The organism is Rhizobium sp. 42MFCr.1 (assembly GCF_000377185.1).
GTDB lineage: Bacteria > Pseudomonadota > Alphaproteobacteria > Rhizobiales > Rhizobiaceae > Rhizobium > Rhizobium altiplani.
This window is the reverse complement of sequence record NZ_KB897818.1, coordinates 406,902-430,305: the sequence shown is the minus strand read 5'-3', so window position 1 is coordinate 430,305 and position 23,404 is coordinate 406,902. Positions and strand designations below refer to the sequence as shown.

The 23,404-nt window shown below is 59.2% G+C and carries 26 protein-coding genes and 1 tRNA gene; 16 read left to right on the top strand and 11 right to left on the bottom strand.

Annotated features, from left to right (window positions below; genetic code table 11):
* Positions 1–156 precede the first annotated feature (156 nt).
* A complete protein-coding gene (locus C934_RS35475; RefSeq protein WP_018855071.1) occupies positions 157–663 on the top strand; it encodes a hypothetical protein in 507 nt (168 codons plus the stop codon).
* A 471-nt stretch (positions 664–1,134) separates the two neighbouring features.
* The gene (locus tag C934_RS0102155) at positions 1,135–2,634 is read left to right on the top strand and encodes a L,D-transpeptidase family protein (protein WP_018855069.1); all 1,500 of its coding nucleotides are present in this window, start codon (positions 1,135–1,137) and stop codon (positions 2,632–2,634) included.
* 38 nt (positions 2,635–2,672) lie between these two features.
* On the opposite strand, the gene C934_RS0102150 is transcribed toward C934_RS0102155, so the two are convergent.
* Positions 2,673–3,890 (bottom strand): flavin monoamine oxidase family protein, encoded by a 1,218-nt coding sequence (locus C934_RS0102150; protein ID WP_018855068.1) that lies wholly within the window; start codon positions 3,888–3,890, stop codon positions 2,673–2,675.
* A gap of 116 nt (positions 3,891–4,006) precedes the next feature.
* Here C934_RS0102150 and C934_RS0102145 point away from each other — a divergent pair, with 116 nt between their 5' ends.
* On the top strand, positions 4,007–5,536 hold the full coding sequence (locus tag C934_RS0102145; protein WP_018855067.1) for a cation:proton antiporter: 1,530 nt from the start codon (positions 4,007–4,009) through the stop codon (positions 5,534–5,536).
* A 181-nt stretch (positions 5,537–5,717) separates the two neighbouring features.
* On the opposite strand, the gene C934_RS33190 is transcribed toward C934_RS0102145, so the two are convergent.
* Both C934_RS33190 and C934_RS0102130 read right to left on the bottom strand, forming a co-directional pair.
* A complete protein-coding gene (locus C934_RS33190; RefSeq protein ID WP_018855065.1) occupies positions 5,718–6,347 on the bottom strand; it encodes an eCIS core domain-containing protein in 630 nt (209 codons plus the stop codon).
* A 204-nt stretch (positions 6,348–6,551) separates the two neighbouring features.
* Positions 6,552–6,641, bottom strand: a tRNA-Ser gene (locus C934_RS0102130).
* A gap of 376 nt (positions 6,642–7,017) precedes the next feature.
* Here C934_RS0102130 and C934_RS0102125 point away from each other — a divergent pair.
* The 4 genes from C934_RS0102125 to C934_RS0102110 all read left to right on the top strand — a co-directional run bounded on the left by C934_RS0102125 (position 7,018) and on the right by C934_RS0102110 (position 11,199).
* Positions 7,018–8,118 (top strand): septal ring lytic transglycosylase RlpA family protein, encoded by a 1,101-nt coding sequence (locus tag C934_RS0102125; RefSeq protein ID WP_026371505.1) that lies wholly within the window; start codon positions 7,018–7,020, stop codon positions 8,116–8,118.
* A gap of 70 nt (positions 8,119–8,188) precedes the next feature.
* Positions 8,189–9,385: a D-alanyl-D-alanine carboxypeptidase family protein gene (locus C934_RS0102120; RefSeq protein WP_018855063.1), complete on the top strand. Its 1,197-nt coding sequence runs from the start codon at positions 8,189–8,191 to the stop codon at positions 9,383–9,385.
* 115 nt (positions 9,386–9,500) lie between these two features.
* Positions 9,501–10,187 carry a dTMP kinase gene (gene tmk / locus C934_RS0102115; protein ID WP_026371504.1) on the top strand — a complete coding sequence of 229 codons (687 nt, stop codon included), beginning with the start codon at positions 9,501–9,503 and terminating at the stop codon, positions 10,185–10,187.
* Positions 10,177–11,199 (top strand): DNA polymerase III subunit delta', encoded by a 1,023-nt coding sequence (locus C934_RS0102110; RefSeq protein WP_018855061.1) that lies wholly within the window; start codon positions 10,177–10,179, stop codon positions 11,197–11,199. The genes tmk and C934_RS0102110 overlap by 11 nt, the downstream gene beginning before the upstream one ends.
* Here the strand turns inward: C934_RS0102110 and C934_RS0102105 are convergent, their stop codons facing one another.
* The gene (locus C934_RS0102105) at positions 11,200–12,000 is read right to left on the bottom strand and encodes a sulfite exporter TauE/SafE family protein (RefSeq protein ID WP_018855060.1); all 801 of its coding nucleotides are present in this window, start codon (positions 11,998–12,000) and stop codon (positions 11,200–11,202) included.
* Positions 12,001–12,236: 236 nt separating this feature from the next.
* Between C934_RS0102105 and metG the strand changes: the two genes are divergently transcribed.
* The 5 genes from metG to C934_RS0102080 all read left to right on the top strand — a co-directional run bounded on the left by metG (position 12,237) and on the right by C934_RS0102080 (position 17,332).
* The gene (metG, locus tag C934_RS0102100) at positions 12,237–13,787 is read left to right on the top strand and encodes a methionine--tRNA ligase (RefSeq protein WP_026371503.1); all 1,551 of its coding nucleotides are present in this window, start codon (positions 12,237–12,239) and stop codon (positions 13,785–13,787) included.
* Between the two features lie 7 nt (positions 13,788–13,794).
* Complete coding sequence (locus C934_RS0102095) at positions 13,795–14,577, top strand: TatD family hydrolase (protein WP_018855058.1); 783 nt, start codon at positions 13,795–13,797, stop codon at positions 14,575–14,577.
* A 4-nt stretch (positions 14,578–14,581) separates the two neighbouring features.
* Positions 14,582–15,412 (top strand): MBL fold metallo-hydrolase, encoded by an 831-nt coding sequence (locus tag C934_RS0102090; protein ID WP_018855057.1) that lies wholly within the window; start codon positions 14,582–14,584, stop codon positions 15,410–15,412.
* Between the two features lie 323 nt (positions 15,413–15,735).
* Complete coding sequence (locus tag C934_RS0102085; RefSeq protein ID WP_018855056.1) at positions 15,736–16,746, top strand: IS30 family transposase; 1,011 nt, start codon at positions 15,736–15,738, stop codon at positions 16,744–16,746.
* A gap of 157 nt (positions 16,747–16,903) precedes the next feature.
* A complete protein-coding gene (locus C934_RS0102080; protein WP_018855055.1) occupies positions 16,904–17,332 on the top strand; it encodes a DUF4864 domain-containing protein in 429 nt (142 codons plus the stop codon).
* Between the two features lie 47 nt (positions 17,333–17,379).
* Here C934_RS0102080 and C934_RS0102075 read toward each other — a convergent pair whose 3' ends face one another.
* Positions 17,380–17,919 carry a rhodanese-like domain-containing protein gene (locus tag C934_RS0102075; RefSeq protein WP_018855054.1) on the bottom strand — a complete coding sequence of 180 codons (540 nt, stop codon included), beginning with the start codon at positions 17,917–17,919 and terminating at the stop codon, positions 17,380–17,382.
* Positions 17,920–17,922: 3 nt separating this feature from the next.
* Complete coding sequence (locus C934_RS0102070; RefSeq protein WP_018855053.1) at positions 17,923–18,228, bottom strand: ArsR/SmtB family transcription factor; 306 nt, start codon at positions 18,226–18,228, stop codon at positions 17,923–17,925.
* Positions 18,229–18,306: 78 nt separating this feature from the next.
* Between C934_RS0102070 and C934_RS0102065 the strand changes: the two genes are divergently transcribed.
* Entirely contained in the window at positions 18,307–18,651 is a 345-nt protein-coding gene (locus tag C934_RS0102065) for a carboxymuconolactone decarboxylase family protein (RefSeq protein ID WP_026371502.1), read from the top strand.
* A gap of 6 nt (positions 18,652–18,657) precedes the next feature.
* Here the strand turns inward: C934_RS0102065 and tgt are convergent, their stop codons facing one another.
* The 5 genes from tgt to coaD all read right to left on the bottom strand — a co-directional run bounded on the left by tgt (position 18,658) and on the right by coaD (position 22,571).
* The gene (gene tgt, locus C934_RS0102060; protein WP_018855051.1) at positions 18,658–19,788 is read right to left on the bottom strand and encodes a tRNA guanosine(34) transglycosylase Tgt; all 1,131 of its coding nucleotides are present in this window, start codon (positions 19,786–19,788) and stop codon (positions 18,658–18,660) included.
* Complete coding sequence (gene queA / locus C934_RS0102055; protein WP_018855050.1) at positions 19,789–20,871, bottom strand: tRNA preQ1(34) S-adenosylmethionine ribosyltransferase-isomerase QueA; 1,083 nt, start codon at positions 20,869–20,871, stop codon at positions 19,789–19,791.
* A 71-nt stretch (positions 20,872–20,942) separates the two neighbouring features.
* Complete coding sequence (locus tag C934_RS0102050; RefSeq protein ID WP_018855049.1) at positions 20,943–21,452, bottom strand: peptidylprolyl isomerase; 510 nt, start codon at positions 21,450–21,452, stop codon at positions 20,943–20,945.
* A gap of 26 nt (positions 21,453–21,478) precedes the next feature.
* Complete coding sequence (locus C934_RS0102045) at positions 21,479–22,048, bottom strand: peptidylprolyl isomerase (protein WP_018855048.1); 570 nt, start codon at positions 22,046–22,048, stop codon at positions 21,479–21,481.
* A gap of 28 nt (positions 22,049–22,076) precedes the next feature.
* Positions 22,077–22,571: a pantetheine-phosphate adenylyltransferase gene (gene coaD / locus C934_RS0102040; RefSeq protein WP_018855047.1), complete on the bottom strand. Its 495-nt coding sequence runs from the start codon at positions 22,569–22,571 to the stop codon at positions 22,077–22,079.
* 179 nt (positions 22,572–22,750) lie between these two features.
* Between coaD and C934_RS31535 the strand changes: the two genes are divergently transcribed.
* The 3 genes from C934_RS31535 (at position 22,751) to C934_RS36135 (ending at position 23,385) form a co-directional block, all read left to right on the top strand.
* Complete coding sequence (locus tag C934_RS31535; RefSeq protein ID WP_018855046.1) at positions 22,751–22,972, top strand: hypothetical protein; 222 nt, start codon at positions 22,751–22,753, stop codon at positions 22,970–22,972.
* 89 nt (positions 22,973–23,061) lie between these two features.
* Positions 23,062–23,217, top strand: coding sequence for a hypothetical protein (locus C934_RS35015; protein ID WP_018855045.1), 156 nt, complete (start codon positions 23,062–23,064; stop codon positions 23,215–23,217).
* 33 nt (positions 23,218–23,250) lie between these two features.
* Complete coding sequence (locus C934_RS36135; protein ID WP_018855044.1) at positions 23,251–23,385, top strand: hypothetical protein; 135 nt, start codon at positions 23,251–23,253, stop codon at positions 23,383–23,385.
* Positions 23,386–23,404 lie beyond the last annotated feature (19 nt).

Below are 23,404 nucleotides of genomic sequence, written 5' to 3'. Positions count from 1 at the left end.
GGCGATATCCGCGAAATGTTGTGGCTGGTCTCAGCCGCGCCTCAACCTCGATACGAGCAAGCCCACATCGAAATGTTTCAGTTAAAGTAGCAGGCATCACTCGCCTGTCCCATTATGAAGATCAGTCGATGATGTATGCGAGTAGGGAGATCACCGATGGTCATTTCGTGGGTTGAAGTGAAAGATCGGATGCAGCAGGGTTATCGATATCCTCTGACCGCGCCCACGGGCCAAGACTTCCACCAGGGCTTTGCACCGGAACTGACACCTGCGGAGATGCTAAGGCTAGGTGTATTCGGGGGCAAATACATGACCGATTGCGCGGACGAATTCCCCAAAGAATGGTTCGCCGCGGCCAAGATTTCATCCTGGTATGATCCGAGTTTGAATTTTTTCGGCGTGGGTGCCAGCCAACCACTTAGCGTCTGGCGAGCCAAAGGCTGGATATATCCGGACGATCCCCGCGGGTGGTTTCAATGGTACTGCCGCTATTTCCTAGGTCGCAGGTTACCCGGCGAGGATGAACGCCAGATTGGGCGTTGGAAGTCTATGAAGCGACATGCATCGCAGCTACGGCGCCACTGCGAGCCCCACGACTGGTTCTGCCGTCCTCGGCAGCGACAGGCACTACTTCAGTGGGCTTATGATAGCCGAGCCCTATGAACGCGCCCGATCCTGCGCCGAGGACGTGGCTGCGACCTTACCGAAAGCTGGCTGGCCTTTCGGCACTGCGGCGGCGAGAGGACATGACCTCCGTTAGTCAGCAACCACCATTTCACTGATATCGGGGGAGCGCGCCATCTTCTCGCCGTATCCGCCACGGCTGCCAGAACTGCATGAACAATGCGAGCGCGCCGCTCCCATGGCGCCAGCGGTGCCACGATGTCAGTACACTCGCCCTTGAGGAAATAGGGTGGGATTACCAGAATGCTCGCGCGACCCGGCGTCTTCGGTGTCAGGAAGCAGGTGCTGACGCTGTTGCATGTCGGCCCTTCTCAGAAGCAGGAAGACAAGGGGCAGCATGCCGAGGTCCATACCGCCCATCTTCCGCCCGAATGTCGGCGCTGTAGTCTGGCTCATAGAACATAACGGTAGCAGCGCACGGATCTTGCTTTAATGTTTCGAGGACACCCGATGGCCCTGAGAACACTGACACTCTTCGCGGGTGCGCTCGCCGGTCTAGTTCTGTTTGCCGCGTTGGAAGGCAAGGTTAGGGCCGAGCCGCAGCCGGCGCTTGCCGAGCAGGCCAGCCCGAAAAATGCCTACGCGGTTCCTGTGCGCCGGGCTGTCCATATTTCTCGGCAGGGAGCCAGTTCGTTCTCGACACTGTTTGAGACTGTGGGAGGTAATCAATCAAGGGTACTGCGCGAGATGGGCGGCGTCTCGATCGTGATGAACAACGATATAGCGGACGCAGTTGAGGCCTATTACGGCAATCCGAAAGCAAAACTTATCTGGGTCGATGGCAAAGGTCCCACCGCCAAGGCAGTGCAGGCGTTGAACCTGTTGAAGCAGGCGGATGATTGGGGCCTGAGCACCAGTGACTATGCGGTCGCCACGACGTTTGAGACGGTTCCGCGGGGCTCGCCCGAATACGCGAAGTCTTTGGCCCTATTTGAAGCGTCGCTGTCCGGCGAGTTCTTGATGTTTCTGCAGGATAACTACCGCGGGCGGATCGATCCCAACCAGCTCTCCAACTACTATGACTTCAAGCGGAAGCAAGTTGATCTGAAGGCGGCCATCGACCAATTGTCTGCCCATCCGGATCTGATGCCGGTCGTCGACCGGCTTATGCCGAGCAATCCGAAGTTCGCCCAGCTTGCAGCGGAACTTCATTGGCTGCGATCGTCGGGTCAGGGAGGCGATAGCGCCGCCAACATTGATAAGGTCATTGTTGCGATGGAGGAAATCCGTTGGCTGCCTCAGGAGTTTCCTGATCGCTATGTCTTCATCAATCAACCGGCTTACATGGCGTATTACTATGAGCAGGGTCAGTTGGCACTTTCGATGAAGGCCGTAATCGGGCAACAGGATCATCAGACGAACTTCTTCGATGCTTCGATCAAGACTGTTCAGTTCAATCCCGACTGGGGCGTGCCGCAATCGATCATTCGCAACGAGATGCTACCGCATCTGAAGCGCGACCCCGCATATCTCGACAGGGAAGGTTACAAGGTTTCTGTAAATGGAAAGCCGATGTCCTCCGCGAAGGTCGATTGGGCCCAGCCTCTCGAGAACATCTCCGTTGTTCAGCCGCCGGGGCCGGACAATGCACTCGGACAGCTAAAGATACTGTTCCCGAACCCTCACGACATATACATGCACGATACTCCGGCGCGCGGAAAGTTCGCCGCGCAGGATCGAATGTTCAGTCACGGATGCGTACGGTTGGAAAACCCACGCGCAATGGCGGCTGCGGTTCTGAAAACATCCGTTGAATTTGTTGCACAACAGATAGCCGATGGCGAAAAGAAGGAGATGCCGGCACCGGAAGAAGTTCCGGTATATGTCTCATACTTTACAGCATGGCCAACTGCAGACGGCGTCGTGCACTATTTCGATGACATTTACGGTCGTGATGCAGAGACGCTCGCCGCGATATCGATGACGACCTCAAGCCGCAATCAATCCTGAGCGCCCAAACAACGCAGGGCGTCTACGACATCTTCAAGTCAGCCGCGCAAGACTTCGTTGGCTGCCCTGATACCACTTTCCCAGGCACCATGCGCCGTTGAGAAATCCGAGATGTGGGTGGCCTCGCCCGCAAAGAACAGTCGATCATCGACTGGGCGTGCCAATATGTTGCGGGCATCGGAGTGATTTGGGAGCGCATGACTGTAGGAACCGCGTATCCAATCGGTACGACACCACGAAGTCGCGGCCAGTGGCCGCAGATGCCGTCGTATGCCGCTACCCAGCAGGGACGACAACTGTTCAATCGCGAAAGCGAACGCATCCAGCAGCCCCGCACGCTCAATGACCAGGGCACCTGCGCCTCCGAAGAAGCCCTCGATAATCGGTCGGCCAAGCGGACGGATATAGTAGCTGCCAGTTTCGGCGTTGCGGGGATCGCCGAGAAGATGGGTCTCGGGCTCGAGGCCATGGTTCCCGTGCAGTTCGAGGAATAGCTTGTCTGCCAGGCCAAGCGGCAATTGGCTTGATGCGTGAAGATGATCGTCAACTGCCGCATCGAACGCGATCATACCGTTGGCAAGGACGTTGGTCGACGACGTAATCACAGCCTTCTGGGCGCTGATCGCACCGCGGTCGGTCTCCAGCTGGACGCCACGATCGGACAGCGCGATACGGCGCACAGGTGTCGAGGGTCGCAATGCAACATCAGGAATGCTCGAAGAAATCAGAGTGCCGTAGCCTTCGTGAACCCGCCAATTGGCATCTGATGCGGCATTGTCGTATGCAAGGAAGTCTTTGATCGACAACCGCTCGAGCGGTGTCCCATTCATGTATCCGCTTGTCGCGTCGCAATAGGCATTCCATTCCGCGTTTGCCGGCAGCGCATCGGAAGCACGGTCGCTTGGTTGGCGATCGCTGCGAATGCGGGTTTGGAATGCGTCCCACGCTGCTTCCGCCGCCTTCTGATCTTCCGGCGTAAAGCCCAAATCGCGCCACTGCCGTCGCCATGCCGTAGGGCCGCTTTCGATGGTAAGCCCGGCAGCACGAGCCATCTCGACGAGTGGATTGCGTTCGGCCGAATGAAGCCAACCACAACCCATGTCGAGCGGCATTCCGCTGATCTCAATTGTCCAGGCGCGACCGCCGATGCGGTCACTCGCTTCTAGGAGGATGACCGAGGAGCCGGCGCTGGACAGGGTCCGTGCCGCCGCAATTCCAGCAGCGCCGGCACCGACAATCGCTACGTCGTAATCCATGGTCGCCGCTCCGCCTTGAGGCGCTCGTCGCTCGTCTTTGACTGGTTCTACTACCGGGTTCTACAAGGGAATCGATCCCTCTTCAACGCGCGCTAAAGACTGCTACTATTCGGGGCATGACATTCTTCGAAACACTCGTTGCACTGCTTGCTGTCGCAATCCTGCTATTGCAGGTAACCAGACGAATGCAGCTGCCGTATCCCGGCATCCTCGCCGCAGCCGGCGTTGCCGTCGCGGTGTTGCCGGGTGCGCCAGATATACCCATCGACCCTCCGACCGCCCTTGCATTGTTCATCGCCCCCGTACTTGTCGATTCCGCCTACGACTTCCCCCTCGGCGCGGCGCGGCGCATGCTGGTGCCGCTGTTCGTCTACGCGGTTGTGGCAGTGCTGTTCACGGTTGGAGTCGTGGTGTCGATCAGTGCACTTACCGTCGGGTTGCCCATCGCGGTGGCAGTGACTCTCGGTGCGATCGTCGCACCGCCGGATGCAGCTGCGGCGACCGCGGTCCTGTCCAATCTGCCGGTCGACCGCCGGGTCGACGCACTTCTCAAAGGCGAAAGCCTGTTCAACGATGCTACGGCGCTGCTGCTGTTCAGCGCGGCTTTGACCATCCAGGCGAGGGGTGGGTTCGATACTGAAACCGTAGCGCGGATGGCTTTTGCGGCGCCGGGCGGAGTTTTGTTCGGAATTGCCTTCGGGTTTCTGGTTTCACGACTTCGTCCCGTCACCGACAATACGGTTGGCGGCACGCTTCTTCAGTTCGTCTATGCATTCGCGACGTGGCTGATTGCCGAGCGTCTGCACCTCTCTGCCGTGCTGGCAACAGTGGCAAGTGCGATGACACTCGCTACCCTTGCCAAGGTCGACGATCCTCCGCGCATGCGGGTCCACTCGTTTGCCGTCTGGACGACCGTGGTCTTCTTGTTGAACGTGGTTGCCTTTCTGCTGATGGGACTGCAGGCCCGCCGCATTGTTGGCGCCATGTCGGCGGCCGAGCTGGAGAGGGCGATCGGGTTCGCTGCGATCGTCGTCGTAGGCGTTATTGCGTCGCGCTTGGCGATTGCATTCTTTTTTCACGCGGTTGTTGGCTATCGGCATCGGCGCGGTCATGAACTCGCACCCTTTGAACATGGTGAAACGCTGCTGGTTGGGTGGTCGGGTATGCGCGGACTGGTTACCCTTGCCACCGCGTTCGTGTTGCCCGCGGACTTCCCCGAACGAGACCTCGTGGTTTTGACGGCCTTCTCGGTCGTGCTCGCAACACTGGTCATCCAGGGCGCAACTCTCGCGCCCATGATCCGCCTCCTGAAGCTCGGGAGGGAGGACAAGTCGAGGCAGGAAATCCACATGGCACGCAAGTCTCTTGCCCAGGCTGCCCTTGGCCGCCTTGAAGGCGAGAAGGGCCCGGAGGTCGAGGCCATCAGACTAGCCTATCGAGAAATCTGCGAGAGTGGCCCTGGGTCTTTGCCAGCACGCCGTCGTGATCTGGCCCTTGCCGCTGTACTGGCGCAACGCAAACGCCTCGACGAACTGCGCGACGCGGATCGTGTCGGTCCTAGCCAGTATCTTGAACTGCAGGAGGATCTCGACTGGAAGCAGCTTGCCGTGGCTTTGGACGAGGAGCGGCGAATTACCGAGAGTTAGGTGCGCACCAAGAGCGGCTCGCGCCTGGATGAACTCCATTTCCTGGTCCTGATGAAGGACAAGATCCTCGAAATTCAGAGAGTTCTCAGGAGGGTCGAGGTTGGATCATCAGTGGAATGTTTGTCTGGCTAGCCCAAGCGCCTCGCTCCTTGGGCAGCGTTTGCCTGGCGCTCGACTCCGATCATTTCAGGCTGCATTTGTGATCGACATCAAGGCTGGGGAATTCTTTCTGTTGATGCTTCCAACGGTCGTAGCCGTCACCTTTGGCATAAGCTTGACTTTCGACCGTCCGCCAATCCCGCGCATATCGGACGGCAAAACCCTCCACCCCCCATTCCCGGAATTGGTCGACATGCGTCAACTCATGGGCCCACGCACAGGGACTCGCGGCTACACGCGGGTCTCTGAACACAACGACATCGATTAGGGTAACTGCATCTGCAAAACCGCCATGCTCCAGCAAGTAGGCAAGGCTGAAGGAGCTGTCGTTATTGATTTTGTATCTGACGCGATTCATTGAGTCTTCGCTGGCATAGCCGGTCAACTGACGGCGAATGTGTGCAGGTATCGGCAAAGCCTTGTGGATGGCCTCATCGCGGCTCGCAGTGATTACGCTCGCGAGTATCGGGCCGCTCAGAACATGTGCCTGAAGCTCGTTGAGAGCGTCGACCACACTTTCATTTGCGATGATGACGAAGCTATTGTCCCTGCGGTCAGCCTGATAATGAGCAACGGCGGATGGTCCGTCGAGCATCAGACTAACGGCAACGATGACAGACAGGACCCAGATAGTCGCGCGGCGTCGGTTCATCGCAGTAATTTCTTCTCATCGGTAAGACATGATAGTCCTGTGGATCATCCGCGGCTACTGCGTTGAATTCTCCTATGGATCGCCGAGCCTCGGTCACCCGTATGGGTTTCTCCTCTCATTCCCAGCATGGCGCAATCTAAGATAGCAAGCGAGAACGAGCTATCGATGAAAATCGTCTGATATCAGTATCATGAATAAAAAACTTGGCGGAAGAGGTGGGATTCGAACCCACGGTACGGTCTCCCGCACGCCGGTTTTCAAGACCGGTTCCTTAAACCACTCGGACACTCTTCCATGCAGTTGATTTGAAGCGGGCTCGAAACCCGCGCACCTGCGGTTGCCTGACGCCATCAGCTCAGGCTATGCAGCGTTTAAAGCCGTTCGGCGGCAGCGTCAACTGGTTCTGTACGGTACCCGAAGGGCCGCGGAGGGGAGAAGCTCCCCGTTGCTGAAACGCCCAGCCGGGCTGAACCGACTGCGTTATTCAGAATCTTAAATTAGTGAATTATTAACCATATTAATTAGAATTGTCCCTATCTTGGCGAAATGCTTCGCAAATTTGCCATGAAGGCCGCATGATTAAAGTCTCGTTAGGTTGGTGGGATTAGGGGTGTCTTGCCCGGATCGGGCAGATTTCTTAACCATAACGGTCTTGAGCGGCGTGGGACATATGAAACGAGAGTACGGGGCGGCGTCATTCGCAACGGGAATGCGATGGGTAGGGCTGTCGCTGATCTGCGCAACGGTTACGGCTTGCGGTTCCTCGCCTACGCCCACAAAGCGCACTCACGGCAAGGAGTATTTCTCGGAGAAGGAATACGGCGTCAAGGCCAGCCCCCGTGTTGCCACCGGCAACAACATCCCGAAGGGCGGCGGCCGCTATATGGTCGGGGACCCCTACGTGGTGAAGGGGAGGTGGTACTACCCGAAGGAAGATTTCTCCTACAACAAGGTTGGTGTTGCGTCGTGGTACGGCTCGGCCTTTCATGGCCGTTTGACGGCGAACGGCGAAGTCTATGACCAGATGCACCTTTCCGCCGCGCATCCAACGTTTCCGCTGCCGAGCTATGCACGCGTGACGAATACGGAAAACGGCGCGTCCATTATCGTGCGTGTCAACGATCGTGGTCCGTATCACGAAGGGCGCATTATCGACCTGTCCAATAAGACGGCGGATATGCTTGACCTGCAGCACAGCGGTACCGGAAACGTCCGCGTCCAGTATGTGGGGCGTGCCCGGATGGATGGGCATGATATGCCTTATCTGATGGCCTCCTATGTGCCGAAGGGCAGCCGCATTCCGGGCATCAACCCGGGTGGCGGGCAGATTGCCACCGGTGTCATGGTCGCCTCCAACAGCAAGCGCATAACCGCAGACCAGCTCCAGAGCTTCGGCGGTTTCGCGCCCGAGCCGGAGAATGTTCCTGTGCCGGTCTCGGCGACGTCCTATGCCGGCTCGACTCCGAGCGCGCGCTACAATGCTGCGCCTGTCCCGACGCCGATGCCGTCACCGTCTTTTGGCGGCGTCGCGCCCCTGGCGGAGCCGGCGGCCACTCAGATGATCGTCCTCCCGGAATTTGGCCCTTTCCCATATGAACGCCCCTATGGAGGGCAGCGCTCTCTCGCAATGGGGTATCAGGAACAGGGCGCCAAGACTGTTACCGTCGAACTCGCTTTCGACGCCGTGATGGTTCGCAACGACGGCCTCACGCAGGACTCGATCCTGGCATCCGTCAAGCGTCAAAAGACAGCCGCCGCGCGCGGCGAGTAACGGCGGCCATTGCGTCGCTCCAGGTCCGTTGTTAGCATCGTCGAGCTCGACCGAGCTGTGGGGTTTTTCGGTGTTCAAGCGTTTCGTTGGCCTCTGTGTTTGCCTTCTGCCTTTCGCAACGGTTGCCGCTGCCGCGAGCGGTGATGCCAACGCTTCATTCGTGACCAAGGCGGCCCAAGCCTACATGGTCGAGGCGTCTACCCGGACCGTGCTTCTTGCCAAGAACGAGAATCAGACCTTCTCGCCGGCGTCACTCGCGAAGCTGATGACGGTGGATCTCGTCTTCGACGCCCTTTCGAAGAACCAGATCACCCTCGACACGCAGTATCCGGTTTCGGAATACGCCTGGCGAACTGGGGGGGCGCCGTCGCGCACGGCAACGATGTTTGCCGCGCTCAAGTCGAACGTCCGCGTCGAGGATCTGATCAAAGGCATTGCCATTCAGGGCGCCAACGACAGCTGCATCGTTCTCGCTGAAGGCATGAGCGGCAGTGAGCCGGCCTTTGCGGCTGCTATGACGCGGCGTGCTAAAACGCTCGGTATGGAGCGGTCCATCTTCGGGAATTCGACCGGGCTGCCTGACGGCAAAAGCAGGACGACGGCGCTCGACATGGTGACGTTGGCGGCGGAACTGCAAATGTCCTATCCGAACCTCTATTCCTATTTTGCGCAGCCTGATTTCGAGTGGAACAGGATTTTCCAGCGCAACCGCAATCCTTTGCTTGGTTTCGGCATGGGTGTTGATGGCCTGGCGACCGGCTTTGCCGAGGGAGAGGGCTATTCCATCGTCGCCTCCGCCGAACGCGATGGCCGGCGGCTCTTCATGGCCCTGGGCGGCATTGCCTCCGACAAGGAGCGCACCGAAGAGGCCAAGCGCGTGCTCGAATGGGGGCTGACCGCCTTCGAAAGCCGTCAGATTTTCGCCGACGCCGAGGTGATCGGCGAAGCAAGCGTCTACGGTGGAACCTCGCGAAGCGTTGATCTCGTCGCAAAGACGCCCGTGAGTGTCTATGTACCGATCAGCAATCCCGAGCGGCTGTCGGCGCGCATCGTCTACCATTGGCCGTTGATGGCTCCCATGGAGGCCGGCCATGAAATAGGGTCGCTGCGCATCTTCGCGGGCGGTCGCCTGTTGCGTGAGGTACCCCTTTATACGAAGGAGACCGTGGAGGTTGGCTCTTTGAGCAGCCGTGCCGTCGACGCGCTGATGGAACTCGGCGAGACGCTGTTGTTCTCCTGGCTGTGGGATAAGCCCGAACCCACCTGATCGCCGAATTCGCTATTCAGGGTGAGAGTTACCGTCGAGCGGTTTCGCTTTTCGCTGCCTTCCGTTAAATGTACGGCAGTGGTGCGGGTGACCGCCGTAATGCAGGAATTAGTCATTGCCATCCGGTACTGGGTTGTTTGTAACGTTTGAAGGCGGGGAGGGCGCGGGCAAGTCGACGCAGATCCGCCGCCTTGCTGAGTCTCTCCGTGCCCGCGGTCATGACGTGCTTTTGACACGGGAGCCGGGCGGTTCTCCGGGCGCCGAGGCTGTGCGTCACGTGCTCCTTTCGGGTGCTGCCGAAGCCTTTGGAACCCGCATGGAGGCAATCCTCTTCGCAGCGGCACGCAATGATCACGTCGAGGAAGTCATCCGGCCGGCTTTGATGACCGGCAAGGTGGTCCTTTGCGATCGCTTCATGGATTCGTCGCGGGTCTATCAAGGCGTGACCGGGAATCTTGAGTCGGAATTCATCGAGGCGCTGCAGCGCGTCGCGGTCAATGGTATCGTTCCCGACTGCACGCTTGTCTTCGATCTGCCGGCGCTGGCGGGTCTCGAGCGCGCCCGGAGGCGAGGCGCTGCTGGCGACGTCGCCCCGGACCGCTTCGAGAAGGAGGAGCTCGAAACCCACGAGAAGCGCCGAGAAGCGTTTCTCGATATCGCCGCCCGGGAGCCTGACCGTTGCCACGTCATCGATGCAACGCGGTCCGAAGAGGTCATTGCCGCCGAGGTTCTGGAGACCGTCTGGCGGCAACTGCCGCATGCGACAGCGACCAAGTTAGCGGAAGCAACTCATGAACGATGAACGACCGGGATTGCTTGACGGTGCCATCTGGCCAGCCGAAAACATGAAGCTATTCGGCCATGATGACGCCGAGGCCTTCCTCGCGCAGTCGTATCGGTCGGGCAAGGGCCACCATGCGATCCTGATCGAGGGACCGCCGGGCGTCGGCAAGGCAACGCTTGCCTTCCGCTTCGCCAATCATGTCCTGACGCATCCGGATCCGGCCGGCGCGCCGGATCGGTTGGAGGATCCGGATCCGGCCTCTCCTGTCAGCCGCCAGATCGCCTCGGGCGCCTCGCATAACCTGCTGCACCTGGCGCGGCCCGTCGATGAAAAGACGGGGAAGATGAAATCCGCAATCACGGTCGATGAGGTCAGGCGGGCAGGGCGCTTCTTCTCGCAGACGTCGGGCACCGGCAATTGGCGCATTGTCATCATCGATCCTGCCGATGACATGAACCGCAATGCCGCGAATGCGATCCTGAAAATCCTCGAGGAGCCGCCGAAACGCGCACTGTTCCTGCTTATCTCCCATGCGCCCGGCAAGCTGCTTCCAACCATTCGTTCGCGCTGCCTGCCGCTGAAGCTCGCGCCGCTTGACGACAGTGCTCTCGGTGCGGCGCTCGCCCATCTCGGTATCGAGGCCAACCGCGACTTGCTTGCGGCGGCAAATGGCAGCGTAGGCGAGGCGCTGAAGCTGGTGAACTACGGCGGCAGCGATATCATCGCTGCTTACAACGATGTATTGGGTGCGCAGGGGGCATTTGCCCGCAGGGCTATGCATCGGCTGGCGGATGCGCTTTCCGGGAAGGACAGTGACACAATCTTTGAATTTTTCACCGGCCACGTCGGCGAGGACTTGATGCAGAAGGCACGGGCTGCGGCGATGGCAGGGCAGGTGGCTGCCGCGGAGAGGCTGGCCCGCCTGCATTCAGACATTGGCGAGCGGCTGACCGTTTCGGATGCCTACAATCTGGATCGCAAGCAGACGATCCTCAGCATCCTTGGAGATATCAAGCAGCCCGGCCCCTGATCAGGTTGCCAGCAGCTTCCATGCGACGACGGCAAGCGTCAGCGCCAGCACGATGCGGATTGTCCGTTCGTGGAGCTTAGGTGCGATCAGGCTGCCCGCGATAATCCCGGGGATCGAGCCGACCAGCAGGGCAAACAGCATTCCCCAGTTGATCTCGCCGATCACCCAGTAGCCCATCCCGCCGATCAGTGTCAGCGGGACGGCGTGAACGATATCGGAGCCAACAATTTCTCGAACATCGAGGCGCGGGTAGAGGACCAGCAGTACCGTCACGCCGAGCGCCCCTGCGCCCACCGACGTCAGCGTCACGAGGGTGCCTAGCACCAGCCCGAGGACCATTGTCCAGATGGCGATCGTGAGCGGCTTGGGCGGAGAGCGCTCTCCAATCGAGCGAAGCGCGAGCGCGAGGACTTGCTTGCGAAAGACCAGCATAAACGCGGTCATGACAAGCAACCAACCAAGGGCCATTGTAATCGTGTGGGCGACCTCGACGCTCCTACGATCGACTCCCGCCATCAGCCAGAGCGTCAGCAGGGCGGCCGGGACGCTTCCGGCAGCCAGGCAGCCTACAATGCGCCAATTCACCCTGCCATGCATGCCGTGAACTGCTGTTCCGGCTGTCTTGGTCACAGCTGCGTAGAGCAGATCGGTTCCGACGGCTGTCGCTGGATGAACCCCGAAGAGAAGTACCAGCAACGGCGTCATCAGCGACCCGCCACCGACACCCGTAATGCCGACCAAGGCGCCGACAAGAAGCCCGGAGAGGGAATAGAGGGGATTGAAGCTGAAAAGGTCGGTCAAATAGGAGACCTCGAGCCCTGCGCGTGAATGGTGCTGCCGAGTGCTGAATATGTCACGTCGCTGATGCCCGCCCTTTGAATTTTCTTTGGGTAGAATGCGCCCAGAATCGAGTCAAGTGCAGCACGCCGGCGAACGGCAAATCGCCTGCTTTCGAAACTTGCTGTTTCGCTTCGCCATGACTTGCGCTAAGAGCGGCTGACAAATTTTATAGAGTAAGCCGGACACGAATGGCCGCCATGACAGAGAAGACACCGTTTTACATCACCACCGCGATTTCATACCCGAACGGCAAGCCGCACATCGGCCATGCCTATGAGCTGATTGCGACGGACGCAATGGCGCGCTACCAGCGCCTCGACGGCAAGGATGTCTTCTTCCTGACGGGTACCGACGAGCACGGCCAGAAGATGCAGCAGACGGCCCGAGCCGAGGGTATGTCGGCCCAGGAGCTTGCAGATCGCAATTCCAGTGCGTTCCAGTCGATGGGGCAGCTCCTCAACGCCTCGAACGACGACTTCATTCGCACGACGCAGGAGCGTCACCACGAGACGTCGCAGAACATCTGGAACCTGATGGCTGACAATGGCGACATCTACAAGGATTCTTATGCCGGCTGGTACTCGGTTCGCGACGAAGCCTACTATCAGGGAAGCGAGACGGAGCTGCGCGCCGATGGCGTGCGCTACGGACCGCAAGGCACGCCTGTCGAATGGGTGGAAGAGGCCAGCTACTTCTTCAAGCTTTCCGAATATCAGGACAAGCTGCTCGCGCACTACGAAGCCAACCCTGACTTCATCGGGCCTGCCGAGCGGCGCAACGAGGTCATCTCCTTCGTCAAGTCGGGACTGAAGGATCTCTCGATTTCACGCACGACCTTCGATTGGGGCATCAAGGTGCCGAACGACCCTGATCACGTCATGTATGTCTGGGTCGATGCCCTAACCAACTACATTACGGCGACCGGGTACATCGAGGATCGCAACGGTCCCCGCGCCAAGTACTGGCCGGCGGACGTTCATATCATCGGCAAGGACATCATCCGCTTCCACGCGGTCTACTGGCCGGCCTTCCTGATGTCGGCCAAGCTGCCGCTTCCCAAGCGCGTCTTCGCGCACGGCTTCCTGCTCAACAAGGGCGAGAAGATGTCGAAGTCGCTCGGCAACGTCGTCGATCCCGTCAATCTGGTGAACCATTTCGGCCTCGACCAGGTGCGCTATTTCTTCCTCCGCGAAGTCTCCTTCGGTCAGGACGGCAGCTACAGCGAAGAGGCGATCGGCACGCGCATCAACTCCGACCTTGCCAACGGCATCGGAAACCTTGCCAGCCGCTCGCTGTCGATGATCGTCAAGAACTGCGACGGCAAGGTCCCGGAATGCGGTCCGCTGACGGACGAGGACAAGACCATGCTGGCGCAGGCCGACGCGCTGCTCGCGTCGACGCGTGACGACATGAACAAGCAGCTGATCCATCGCGCGCTCGCGTCGATCATCGCTGTCGTTTCCGAGACCGACCGCTACTTCGCCGGCCAGGAGCCCTGGGCGCTGAAGAAGACCGATCCGGCGCGCATGGGCACCGTGCTCTACGTCACGGCCGAGGTCGTCCGCCAGATTGCCATCCTGTTGCAGCCTTTCGTGCCTGAATCGGCCGGCAAGCTGCTTGATCTGGTTGCGGCTCCTGCCGACAAGCGCGACTTCGCGGCGCTCGGCGAAGCCGGCCGCCTCATCGCAGGCACGGCGCTCGAAGCGCCGAAGCCAGTGTTCCCGCGCTACGTCGCGCCGGAAGCGTGAGGACCTCATGCTGATCGATACGCATTGCCATCTGGATTTCGCCGACTTCGAGGAGCAGCGGGACGAGATCGTCAAGCGCGCCCACGACGCGGGTGTCAAGCAGATGGTGACGATCTCGACGCGGGTGCGCAAGCTGGACGCGCTGCTGGCCATCACCGAGAAATATCCGTCTGTTTTCTGTTCCGTCGGCACGCATCCGAATAATGCGGGCGATGAGCTCGATATCCTGACGGAAGATCTCGTGCGTCTGGCCAATGCCCACGAGAAGATTGTCGCGATCGGCGAGGCCGGCCTTGACTATTTCTACGATACGCAAAAGCCGGAGGACCAGCAGACCGGGCTGCGGCGCCACATTGACGCTTCGCGCGAGACGCAGCTGCCGCTCGTAATCCATAGCCGCAGCGCCGACGGAGACATGGCTGCGATCCTGACAGAGGAAATGGGGAAGGGGGCGTTTCCCTTTATCCTCCATTGCTTCTCGTCTGGCGCTGAACTCGCAAGGATCGGCGTCGACCTGGGCGGCTACGTGTCCTTCTCCGGTATCCTGACCTTCCCGAAGTCGGAGGAACTTCGTGATATCGCCAAAACGGTGCCGCAGGATCGGCTTCTTGTCGAGACCGACGCGCCCTACCTTGCGCCAAAGCGCTGGCGCGGCAAGCGCAACGAACCGTCCTATGTCGTGAACACGGCCGAGGTTCTGGCCGAGACGCTCGGCCTCAGCCATGCCGAGATGGCGCGGATCACCACCGAAAACGCATTCCGCATTTTCTCAAAGATGCCGAGGATCTGACAGCGTGGGCTACAGGCGGCGTTTCACCATTCTCGGCTGTTCGTCGTCGCCCGGCGTTCCACGCATCACTGGCGATTGGGGTGCCTGCGACCCGACCAATCCGAAGAATCGCCGCACCCGCGCGGCGTTCATGGTCCAGCAATATGATGACAACGGCGGCGTCACGACCGTTGTCATCGATACCGGGCCGGATTTTCGCGAGCAGATGATCGCGGCCCGCGTCACTCACATCGACGCTGTCCTCTATACTCATGCCCATGCCGACCACATCCATGGCCTCGACGATCTGCGTGGCTATTTCTATGGCGCGCAGCAGCGGGTTCCGATTCACGCCACGCGTGAGACGATGGACCGCATTCGACAAGGGTTCGGCTACTGCCTTGAAACGCCGCCCGGCAGCAACTATCCGCCGATCGTCGAAGCAAAGGTCATCGGAAGCCTCGACGTCCCGGTTCGGATCAGCGGCGGGGGCGGAACGATCTCGATCCGACCGCACCTGCAGCAGCATGGCGACATATACTCGCTTGGCATTCGCGTTGGCGACGTCGCTTATTGCAGTGATATCAGTGACTTTCCGCCTGAAACTGTCGAAAAACTTCAAGAGCTCGACGTCCTTATCATCGATGCCTTGCAATATCGCTATCATCCGAGCCATCTGTCGCTCGAGCAATCGCTCGACTGGATTAAGCGCCTGAATCCGAAACGGGCGATCCTGACCCATATGCATACGCCGCTCGACTATGACACGGTCATGGCCGAAACGCCCGATCATGTGGTTCCGGCTTATGATCAGATGAGCTTCGATATTGAACTGGTCGAACTGGAAAGCGGCTGACGACCTGCATGATGTCGCGCGGCGTAATGATCGCAGTTTGCCTGTTGTTGAGGTGTCGCGGTTTTTATTGTTTCGCTGGCGCTGAAAGCGCGAAGTGATTTAATCGGCACATCAGCATCCAGCGATAAGCGCCGAAAGAAAAAGCGATTTGGCGATGTTGTTGGTTGGCGTACGGCTGATAGTTATGAGCCTCTTCGCAGATCTAGATACGCAATGGTTCCATAATCTATCTTATCCGATCTAGGTGTGTAACCGGGTGGATTCTAGAATGAAGTGCGACTTGCTAATGATCCCAATGGGTTATCAATTGCAAGGACGATGCAATGAAGCGCACCTACTCTCAGATTGGATTGGACGAACGCCGTAAGATTGCCCGTTGGAGGTTGGCTGGGCTCAGTATTGACGCCATTGCAGAGAAGCTCGGAAGGCATCGTTCGACGATCTTTCGCGAAGTCTGGCGCAACATATTCGTCGACAAGGAAGTTCCTGATCTCAGCGGCTACTACTGCGTGACCGCGCATCAGATGGCCTGTGATCGCCGGTTAAAGCTGCGCAAGCTCGCGCGCTTCTCGCATGTCCGGCAATCGGTGATCGAGCGGATCGTACACGGCTGGTCACCGCAGCAGATTGCCGGTCGGATGCGCCTGGAGCACCATCCGATCTCGGTGAGCCACGAGACGATCTACAAATTCGCATACTCGGCCGACGGCCAGGCGATCAAGCTGTGGCGACATCTGCCGGAGCGTCGTGCCAGGCGCAGGCCAAGACATGCCAGACGCAAGCACGGTCAACGCTTTAGCTCGGATCTGAACATTTTGCGTCGTCCCGACACTGTCGCTGACCGCAAACAGTTTGGGCACTGGGAATGTGATCTTATCCAGTTCCGCAAGAAGTTTGGAAAGGCCAACGTCACGTCGCTCGTCGAGCGCGTTAGCCGATTTGCGATCTTCCTGCGTAACAACGACCGTCAGTCACGTCCGGTCATGGACGGCCTCATACAGGCCCTCAAGGCCCTACCCCATCTAGCCCGTCGCTCGATCACCTTCGACCGTGGCACGGAGTTTACGGATTGGCCGTATCTTCAGGCGAGCATCGGCACCCAAACCTGGTTCTGCGACCCGCAATCGCCGTGGCAGAAAGGCACCGTCGAGAATACCAATGGCCGCGTCCGGAAATGGCTTCCGAGAGAGGTCGATCCATTATCGGTCACAGATGCCGATCTGATCGAGATCTGCAACCGGCTTAACGCAACACCCCGCAAATGCCTTGGCTATCGAACCCCGGCCGAAGTCTTCCGAAAGAAACTGCTCGCGCAGATCAGACATGCCGGCTAGCTTGATGAGCCACAAAAGTCGCGGTTCAGCATGAACTCACAATCTCCCGTAAGGAATAGCGCACGAAGGACGCCTACCAACACCCCGCCTGCTGATCTATGCTCTTTCCTTGTGCGTAGACTGCCCTAGAATTCCTAGGACAGCCGGAGCCGTTGCCATGCGCGCCTTTCTCGCAGTTTTCATTCTGTGTGCCGCGTCCTTCGTTTTGTTTGCGACCGCTCAAGCCGAAGACCCGATCGACGCGACGCGAACGATGATCGAGGCGCAGATCAAGGCGTTCCTGAACGACGACGTCGACACGGCCTATTCCTTCGCCGCACCCGGGATCAAGGCGATCTACCCCGACAAGAACGTCTTCTTCGCCATGGTCAAGAAAAGCTACGAGCCGGTTTACCACCCTGGCAATTATGCCTTTGGGCGCAGCCGCTCGATCGACAATGGCGCGATGATCTATCACGAGGTGCTGATATCAGGCCGTGACGGCAAGGATTGGACTGCCGTCTACCAGCTGGCGCGTCAGCCTGACGGAAACTACAAGATCAACGGTGTGCAGATCGTGCCAAATACCGAAAGCAAAGGCATCTAAAGAAATGCCGCGGAAAGCCTCTCGCGATTTTTCGTTTGGAATTCAGATCAGGCTGGCTGGTTCCAAGGCATCAGGTTGAGCAGCTTCGCCATCCCGCACCAGCCGGATATGCCGGCAAAGGCAAGCGCCGCGCCAAACAGGCCGGCAACGACGAAGCCAGCTGGGCTGATGAAGAAGCCGGCAAGCACCGACAGCAGCACGAGGAAGCCGACGACGATCTGGACCTGACGGAAGATCGTTAGGCGCGGGGCGGCTGTGCCGACCACCGGCAGGCCTTCCGCTTTCCAAGCAGTGATGCCGCCCTCAAGATTGAAGACCGGATACTCGCTTCCCTCCTGGGCTACCAGCCGCTCGCAGGCTTGCTGGCCGCGACCGCCCTTCAGGCACTGGAATACGACTTTGCGTCCGGCCGGGACGGAAAGGACTCGGGTGAGGTTTCCGACCTCGGACAGAGGCAGGGAAAGGGCCGAAGCGATATGCTCGCTGCGGAACTCCTCCGGCTCGCGGACGTCGATAAGGACCGCCTCGCCCGCACCTATCCACTCTTTCGCCTGGCGCGGTGTCACCACCTTCATCGACTGCGTCATTGCTCAAACCTTCCTGCAGAAGCGGTTGTAGAGAATTTCCATGATCTCCAGAGCCGCCGGATCGTTTATAAAATAATAGAGCGTACGGTGGTCCCGCCGGAAATCGACGAGGCCTTCCTTCTTCAATTTCGCCAGATGCTGCGACATTGAGGTCTGGCCGATGCCTGTCTCCTCGACCAGCGTACCAACGCTCTTCTCGCCGGCGGCAAGAAGACAGAGGATCAGCAGCCTGTGCGGGCTTGCAAGTCCACTCAGGAACTCCGCAGCCCCTTCCGCCTTGCCGCTCATCTCCAGCGTGAAGTCCGTCATCGGCGCCTCTTTACATTTCGTATTTTACTGATATCACATTTTTACGAAATGAAAAGCAAGAAATACGGAAACAGAATGATGAGCAAGGATTACAAGCAGATCACCCGTGATATCGCCGCCTATACCGGAGAACTGAGAAAGCTGGCGCCGGAGGCCATGCAAGGCTTCTACGCACTAGCGAAAGGCGCAAGCGCCGATGGCGCCCTCGACAAGAAGACGAAGGAACTGATCGCGTTGGCGATCGGCGTCACTCAGCGCTGCGACGGCTGCATCGGCTTTCACGCCAAGGCATTGAAAGAACTCGGCGCCACTCGTGAAGAGGTCGCCGAGGTCATGGCGATGAGTGTTTATATGGGCGGTGGCCCAGCGTTGATGTATGCCGCAGACGCGCTGCGCGCCTATGACCAGTTTGCCGAAGCTTAAGGCGGCTCAGACTGGATCGAGATCGCCCCTCGCCCATTCCTCCATGGTCTCGGCCATGAAATCGGCAAAACGGCCTTCGGCGATTGACTTGCGGATGCCCTGCATCAGCTCCTGGTAATAGGCGAGATTGTGCCAGGAGAGCAGCATGCCGCCGAGGGCCTCATTGGCACGCACGAGGTGGTGCAGGTAGGCACGGGAGTAGTCGCGCGATGCCGGGCAGTTCGATTGTTCGTCGAGCGGCCGCATATCCTCTGCGTGACGGGCATTGCGGATGTTGACCTTGCCGCGACGTGTAAAGGCAAGCCCGTGACGGCCAGAGCGGGTCGGCATCACGCAGTCGAACATGTCGATGCCGCGAGCGACGGACTTCAGGATATCGTCAGGCGTACCGACGCCCATGAGATAGCGCGGCTTCTCCGTTGGCAATACCGGAAGGGTCTCCTCGAGCATCTTCAGCATGACCTCCTGCGGCTCGCCAACGGCGAGACCGCCGACCGCGTAGCCCTTGAGATCGAGATCGGTCAGTGCCGCGGCCGACCGGACGCGCAGCGCGGGTACATCCCCGCCCTGCACGATGCCGAACATGGCTTTACCCGGCTGGTTGCCGAAGGCGACCTTGCAACGCTCCGCCCAGCGCAGCGACAGCTCCATGGCGCGCTCGATTTCCCGCGGTTCCGCCGGCAGCGCCACGCACTCGTCAAGCTGCATCTGGATGTCGGAACCGAGCAGTCCCTGGATCTCGATCGAGCGCTCCGGCGACATGTGATGCAGGCTGCCGTCGACATGCGACTTGAAGGTTACGCCCTGCTCATCGAGCTTGCGGAGACCCGAGAGCGACATCACCTGGAACCCGCCGGAATCGGTCAGGATCGGATGCTCCCAGCGGATCAGCTTGTGCAGACCACCGAGCCGGGCCACGCGTTCCGCTGTAGGGCGCAGCATGAGATGGTAGGTGTTGCCGAGGATGATGTCGGCGCCCGTGTCGCGAACCTGGTCGAGATACACGGCCTTAACGGTACCGACGGTGCCGACGGGCATGAAGGCCGGCGTGCGGATCGTGCCCCGCGGCATCGAGACCTCGCCCAGGCGAGCACCGGCGTCAGTCTTCTTGAGGGTGAACTGAAAGTTCTCGGTCATTTAGTCTTTCCGGAAAAGAAGGCTGGAATCGCCATAGGAATAGAAGCGGTAGCCCGTCGAAATCGCGTGCTGATAGGCTGCATGCATGGTCTCGAAGCCGGCAAAGGCCGAAACGAGCATGAACAGGGTCGATCGGGGCAAATGGAAGTTCGTCATCAGCATGTCAACCGCCTTGAAGCGGTAGCCTGGCGTGATGAAGATACCCGTGGCGCCGGCCCAGGCCCGGATCTCGCCATTGTCCTGCGCAGCACTTTCGATCAGCCGTAGCGAAGTCGTGCCCACACAGATGATGCGCCCGCCCCTCGCCTTCACGGCATTGAGGCTCGCAGCCGTTTCGGCGCTGACATAGCCGCTTTCGAGATGCATCTTGTGGTCGTCGGTATCGTCCACTTTGACTGGCAAGAAGGTGCCGGCGCCGACATGTAGCGTCACGAAATGGCGCTCGACCCCAGCCTTGTCGATCGCGTCGAAAAGCGCGGGCGTGAAGTGAAGTCCGGCCGTGGGAGCGGCGACGGCGCCTTCCTCGCGCGCATAGATGGTCTGGTAGTCGGCGCGGTCGCGTTCATCCTCGGCGCGTTTGGCGGCGATGTAGGGTGGCAGCGGAATATGTCCGACGGAATGGATGGCCTCGTCGAGCATCGGCCCAGACAGGTCGAAGGCAAGGGTGACTTCGCCGCCGTCGCCTTTTTCCTCGACCGTGCATTCGAGCTTGCCGAGCAGGCAGCTGGTGCCGTCATGGCCAAATGAGATGCGATCACCGATCTTGATGCGCTTACCGGGCTTGGCAAAAGCCTTCCAGCGGCTGGTGCCGGTGCGCATATGCAGCGTTGCCGAAACCTGCTGACCGCCGGCGCCCTCACGATAACGGATGCCCTCGAGCTGCGCCGGGATCACCTTGGTGTCGTTGAAGACGAGCGCGTCCCCTGCCCTTAGAAAGCTGAGCAAATCGCTAACCCGATAGTCCGACAGCTGCACTTCGCCCGCCGGGTCGACGACGAGCAGGCGCGCGCTATCGCGCGGCTCGGCGGGCCGCAGGGCGATCCGTTCATCCGGCAGGTCGAAATCAAAGAGGTCTACGCGCATCACTCAAATCCAGGCAAAGCGAAACCCGCCCCACGCTTTCGCGCAAGGGCGGGTTTCAGCAAAAATCACAATCAGACGTCAGCGGCAACCCGCATCGAGACGATCGAGTCCGGATCGACGACCGGCTCGCCCTTCTTGATCTTGTCGACGTTGTCCATGCCTTCGATGACCTGACCCCAGACGGAGTACTGCTTGTTCAGCCAAGGAGCATCGGTGAAGCAAATGAAGAACTGCGAATTGGCAGAGTTCGGGTTCTGGGAGCGGGCCATCGAGCACGTGCCTCTGACGTGGCTGACCGCCGAGAACTCAGCCTTGAGGTCGGGCTTCTCGGAACCGCCCATGCCGGCGCGGCTCGGGTTGAAGCTCTCGCCGCCCTTCTTGCCGAACTTCACGTCGCCGGTCTGCGCCATGAAATCGTTGATGACGCGATGGAAGACAACGTTGTCATAGGCCTTCTCGCGAGCGAGTTCCTTGATGCGGGCGACATGTTCCGGCGCTACTTCCGGCAGCAACTGGATGACAACCTTACCCTTGGTGGTTTCCAGGATGATGGTGTTTTCGGGATCCTTGATCTCGGCCATTCTTCTTCTCCTACTTGTCTTGAAACTTACTTGCTGCCGACGGTGACCTTGATCATCCGGTCGGGATTGCTGACTTCGCCGTTCTGGCCCTCGCCGCGCTTGATTTTGTCGACATTCTCCATGCCGGAGACGACCTTGCCAACAACCGTGTACTGGCCGTTGAGGAACGAGCCATCAGCAAACATGATAAAGAACTGGGAGTTCGCCGAGTTCGGGTCCTGCGAGCGGGCCATACCGACAGTACCGCGCACGAAAGGCGTCTTCGAGAATTCGGCCGGCAGGTCAGGCAGGTCGGAGCCACCGGTACCGGCACGGCTCGCATCGAAGCCCTTTTCCATGTTGCCAAACTTCACGTCGCCGGTCTGGGCCATGAAGCCTTCGATGACGCGATGGAAGGCGACGTTGTCATACGCGCCCTTCTTGGCGAGCGCTTCGATCTGCGCGACGTGCTTCGGCGCGACGTCCGGCATAAGCTGGATCACGACCGGACCGTCTTTCAGCTGGATCGTCAGCGTGTTGCCGGACTGCGCGAATGCAGCGCTCGCGAACGAGGCAAGGGAAAGCACGGCTGCAAATGCGAAAGAGAAAAGTTTCATAATGGCTCCGTTGCGGCGAAAAGGTCGCCTAGGATTTGCGCTTGGATTGAAGAGCTTTCAAGACGGCAGCCGGCACAAAGGCGCTGACGTCGCCTCCCATGGCAGCGATTTGCCGGACCAATGTGGCGGTTATGGGCCGCGAGGCCGTTCCGGCTGGCAGAAAGATCGTTTGAATGTCGGGCGCCATCTGGCGGTTCATCCCGGCCATCTGCATTTCATAGTCGAGATCGGTGCCGTCCCTGAGGCCGCGGATCAGTAGGGTCGCGCTATGGGATCGCGCCGCGTCGACGACGAGATTGTCGAATGCAACGACTGAGATGTCGCCGGTCTTTTCAGGCATTGCTTCCGCGAGCGACTGGCGAATGAGATTCGCCCTCTCATCGAAGGAAAAGAGCGGTGCCTTGCCGGGATGAACGCCGATCGCGACGATAACCTTGGACGCAACGCTCAGCGCCTGGACAAGAACATCCAGATGTCCGTTGGTGATCGGGTCGAACGACCCCGGATAAAAAGCTGTCGTCATTGGCCTAGCCATTTGTTTCGACGCCCTTTTGTCATGGATGACGGTTGCCCGCAAGTCATTTGCCCATCGCTGAACGGCGGATGAATGCAGCATTCAAGGCGGCTTCAGACCGGCTCGCTATAGTTGAGACCGTCAACACCCGATGTCATTCCGGCATCGGTCAGCCCCGGAAAACGCCCATGCTGATCATCCTTGTTGTATTCGCTGTCATCGTCTCGCTGCTTGCCGAATTTTTCTACGGCTACGTGCGGGAAATGCAGGATGCAAGTTGGGTGCGGCCAAGCGTACGGGAACATTATGCAATCGTGCGTAAGACAGGAAATGTGGCGTTTAAACCGATTAAGGATTCTGAATGCCAGATGAACGGCGCATTCAAGGTCGCTTCAGAACGGCCTTGCTAAACGACCCGTCAATGTCCCTGGAACCATTTTCGCACGCATGCGTTCACTCAACCAGCGTAACGCGATACGCGCCGCACAAGGAAGAAGATATGCCCAATAAAATTACCATGATTAATGCTGTCTGGATGGTAATGATGACTGGTATGCTTGCAGCGACTGTCGCGCTTTACGATCACAAAGTGGATGCGTCCAAGGTATATGGCCCTTATGCGTCGGCTCGTGCGGCGGTAATGAGCCAGTACTAAGGGACGTGAACGCAAAGCCCAGGAGGATTGCTCATGTTCACGATACTAGCTGTGCTCACCGCCCTTATCAGCATAATGTTTATCGTGTCCGTGGCTTCCACCATCTCTGCCCTTCGCCATGAAAGCGAAGAACTGAAGAAGACCGATGGAAAACACAGCTGGTTCTAGCCGCTGTCGAGATCTGGGA

Excerpts from the sequence above, each read along its gene's own strand:
- C934_RS0102125 (WP_026371505.1), top strand. The coding sequence starts at position 7,018 with ATGAAACGAGAGTACGGGGCGGCGTCATTCGCAACGGGAATGCGATGG.
- C934_RS0102150 (WP_018855068.1), bottom strand. The coding sequence starts at position 3,890 with ATGGATTACGACGTAGCGATTGTCGGTGCCGGCGCTGCTGGAATTGCG.
- C934_RS33190 (WP_018855065.1), bottom strand. The coding sequence starts at position 6,347 with ATGAACCGACGCCGCGCGACTATCTGGGTCCTGTCTGTCATCGTTGCC.
- C934_RS0102045 (WP_018855048.1), bottom strand. The coding sequence starts at position 22,048 with ATGAAACTTTTCTCTTTCGCATTTGCAGCCGTGCTTTCCCTTGCCTCG.
- tgt (WP_018855051.1), bottom strand. The coding sequence starts at position 19,788 with ATGACCGAGAACTTTCAGTTCACCCTCAAGAAGACTGACGCCGGTGCT.
- metG (WP_026371503.1), top strand. The coding sequence starts at position 12,237 with ATGACAGAGAAGACACCGTTTTACATCACCACCGCGATTTCATACCCG.
- C934_RS35475 (WP_018855071.1), top strand. The coding sequence starts at position 157 with ATGGTCATTTCGTGGGTTGAAGTGAAAGATCGGATGCAGCAGGGTTAT.
- C934_RS36135 (WP_018855044.1), top strand. The coding sequence starts at position 23,251 with ATGTTCACGATACTAGCTGTGCTCACCGCCCTTATCAGCATAATGTTT.
- C934_RS35015 (WP_018855045.1), top strand. The coding sequence starts at position 23,062 with ATGCCCAATAAAATTACCATGATTAATGCTGTCTGGATGGTAATGATG.
- C934_RS0102155 (WP_018855069.1), top strand. The coding sequence starts at position 1,135 with ATGGCCCTGAGAACACTGACACTCTTCGCGGGTGCGCTCGCCGGTCTA.
- coaD (WP_018855047.1), bottom strand. The coding sequence starts at position 22,571 with ATGACGACAGCTTTTTATCCGGGGTCGTTCGACCCGATCACCAACGGA.
- C934_RS0102070 (WP_018855053.1), bottom strand. The coding sequence starts at position 18,228 with ATGACGGACTTCACGCTGGAGATGAGCGGCAAGGCGGAAGGGGCTGCG.
- C934_RS0102095 (WP_018855058.1), top strand. The coding sequence starts at position 13,795 with ATGCTGATCGATACGCATTGCCATCTGGATTTCGCCGACTTCGAGGAG.
- C934_RS0102145 (WP_018855067.1), top strand. The coding sequence starts at position 4,007 with ATGACATTCTTCGAAACACTCGTTGCACTGCTTGCTGTCGCAATCCTG.
- C934_RS0102065 (WP_026371502.1), top strand. The coding sequence starts at position 18,307 with ATGAGCAAGGATTACAAGCAGATCACCCGTGATATCGCCGCCTATACC.
- C934_RS0102080 (WP_018855055.1), top strand. The coding sequence starts at position 16,904 with ATGCGCGCCTTTCTCGCAGTTTTCATTCTGTGTGCCGCGTCCTTCGTT.
- C934_RS0102085 (WP_018855056.1), top strand. The coding sequence starts at position 15,736 with ATGAAGCGCACCTACTCTCAGATTGGATTGGACGAACGCCGTAAGATT.
- queA (WP_018855050.1), bottom strand. The coding sequence starts at position 20,871 with ATGCGCGTAGACCTCTTTGATTTCGACCTGCCGGATGAACGGATCGCC.
- C934_RS0102110 (WP_018855061.1), top strand. The coding sequence starts at position 10,177 with ATGAACGATGAACGACCGGGATTGCTTGACGGTGCCATCTGGCCAGCC.
- C934_RS0102075 (WP_018855054.1), bottom strand. The coding sequence starts at position 17,919 with ATGACGCAGTCGATGAAGGTGGTGACACCGCGCCAGGCGAAAGAGTGG.
- C934_RS31535 (WP_018855046.1), top strand. The coding sequence starts at position 22,751 with ATGCTGATCATCCTTGTTGTATTCGCTGTCATCGTCTCGCTGCTTGCC.
- C934_RS0102050 (WP_018855049.1), bottom strand. The coding sequence starts at position 21,452 with ATGGCCGAGATCAAGGATCCCGAAAACACCATCATCCTGGAAACCACC.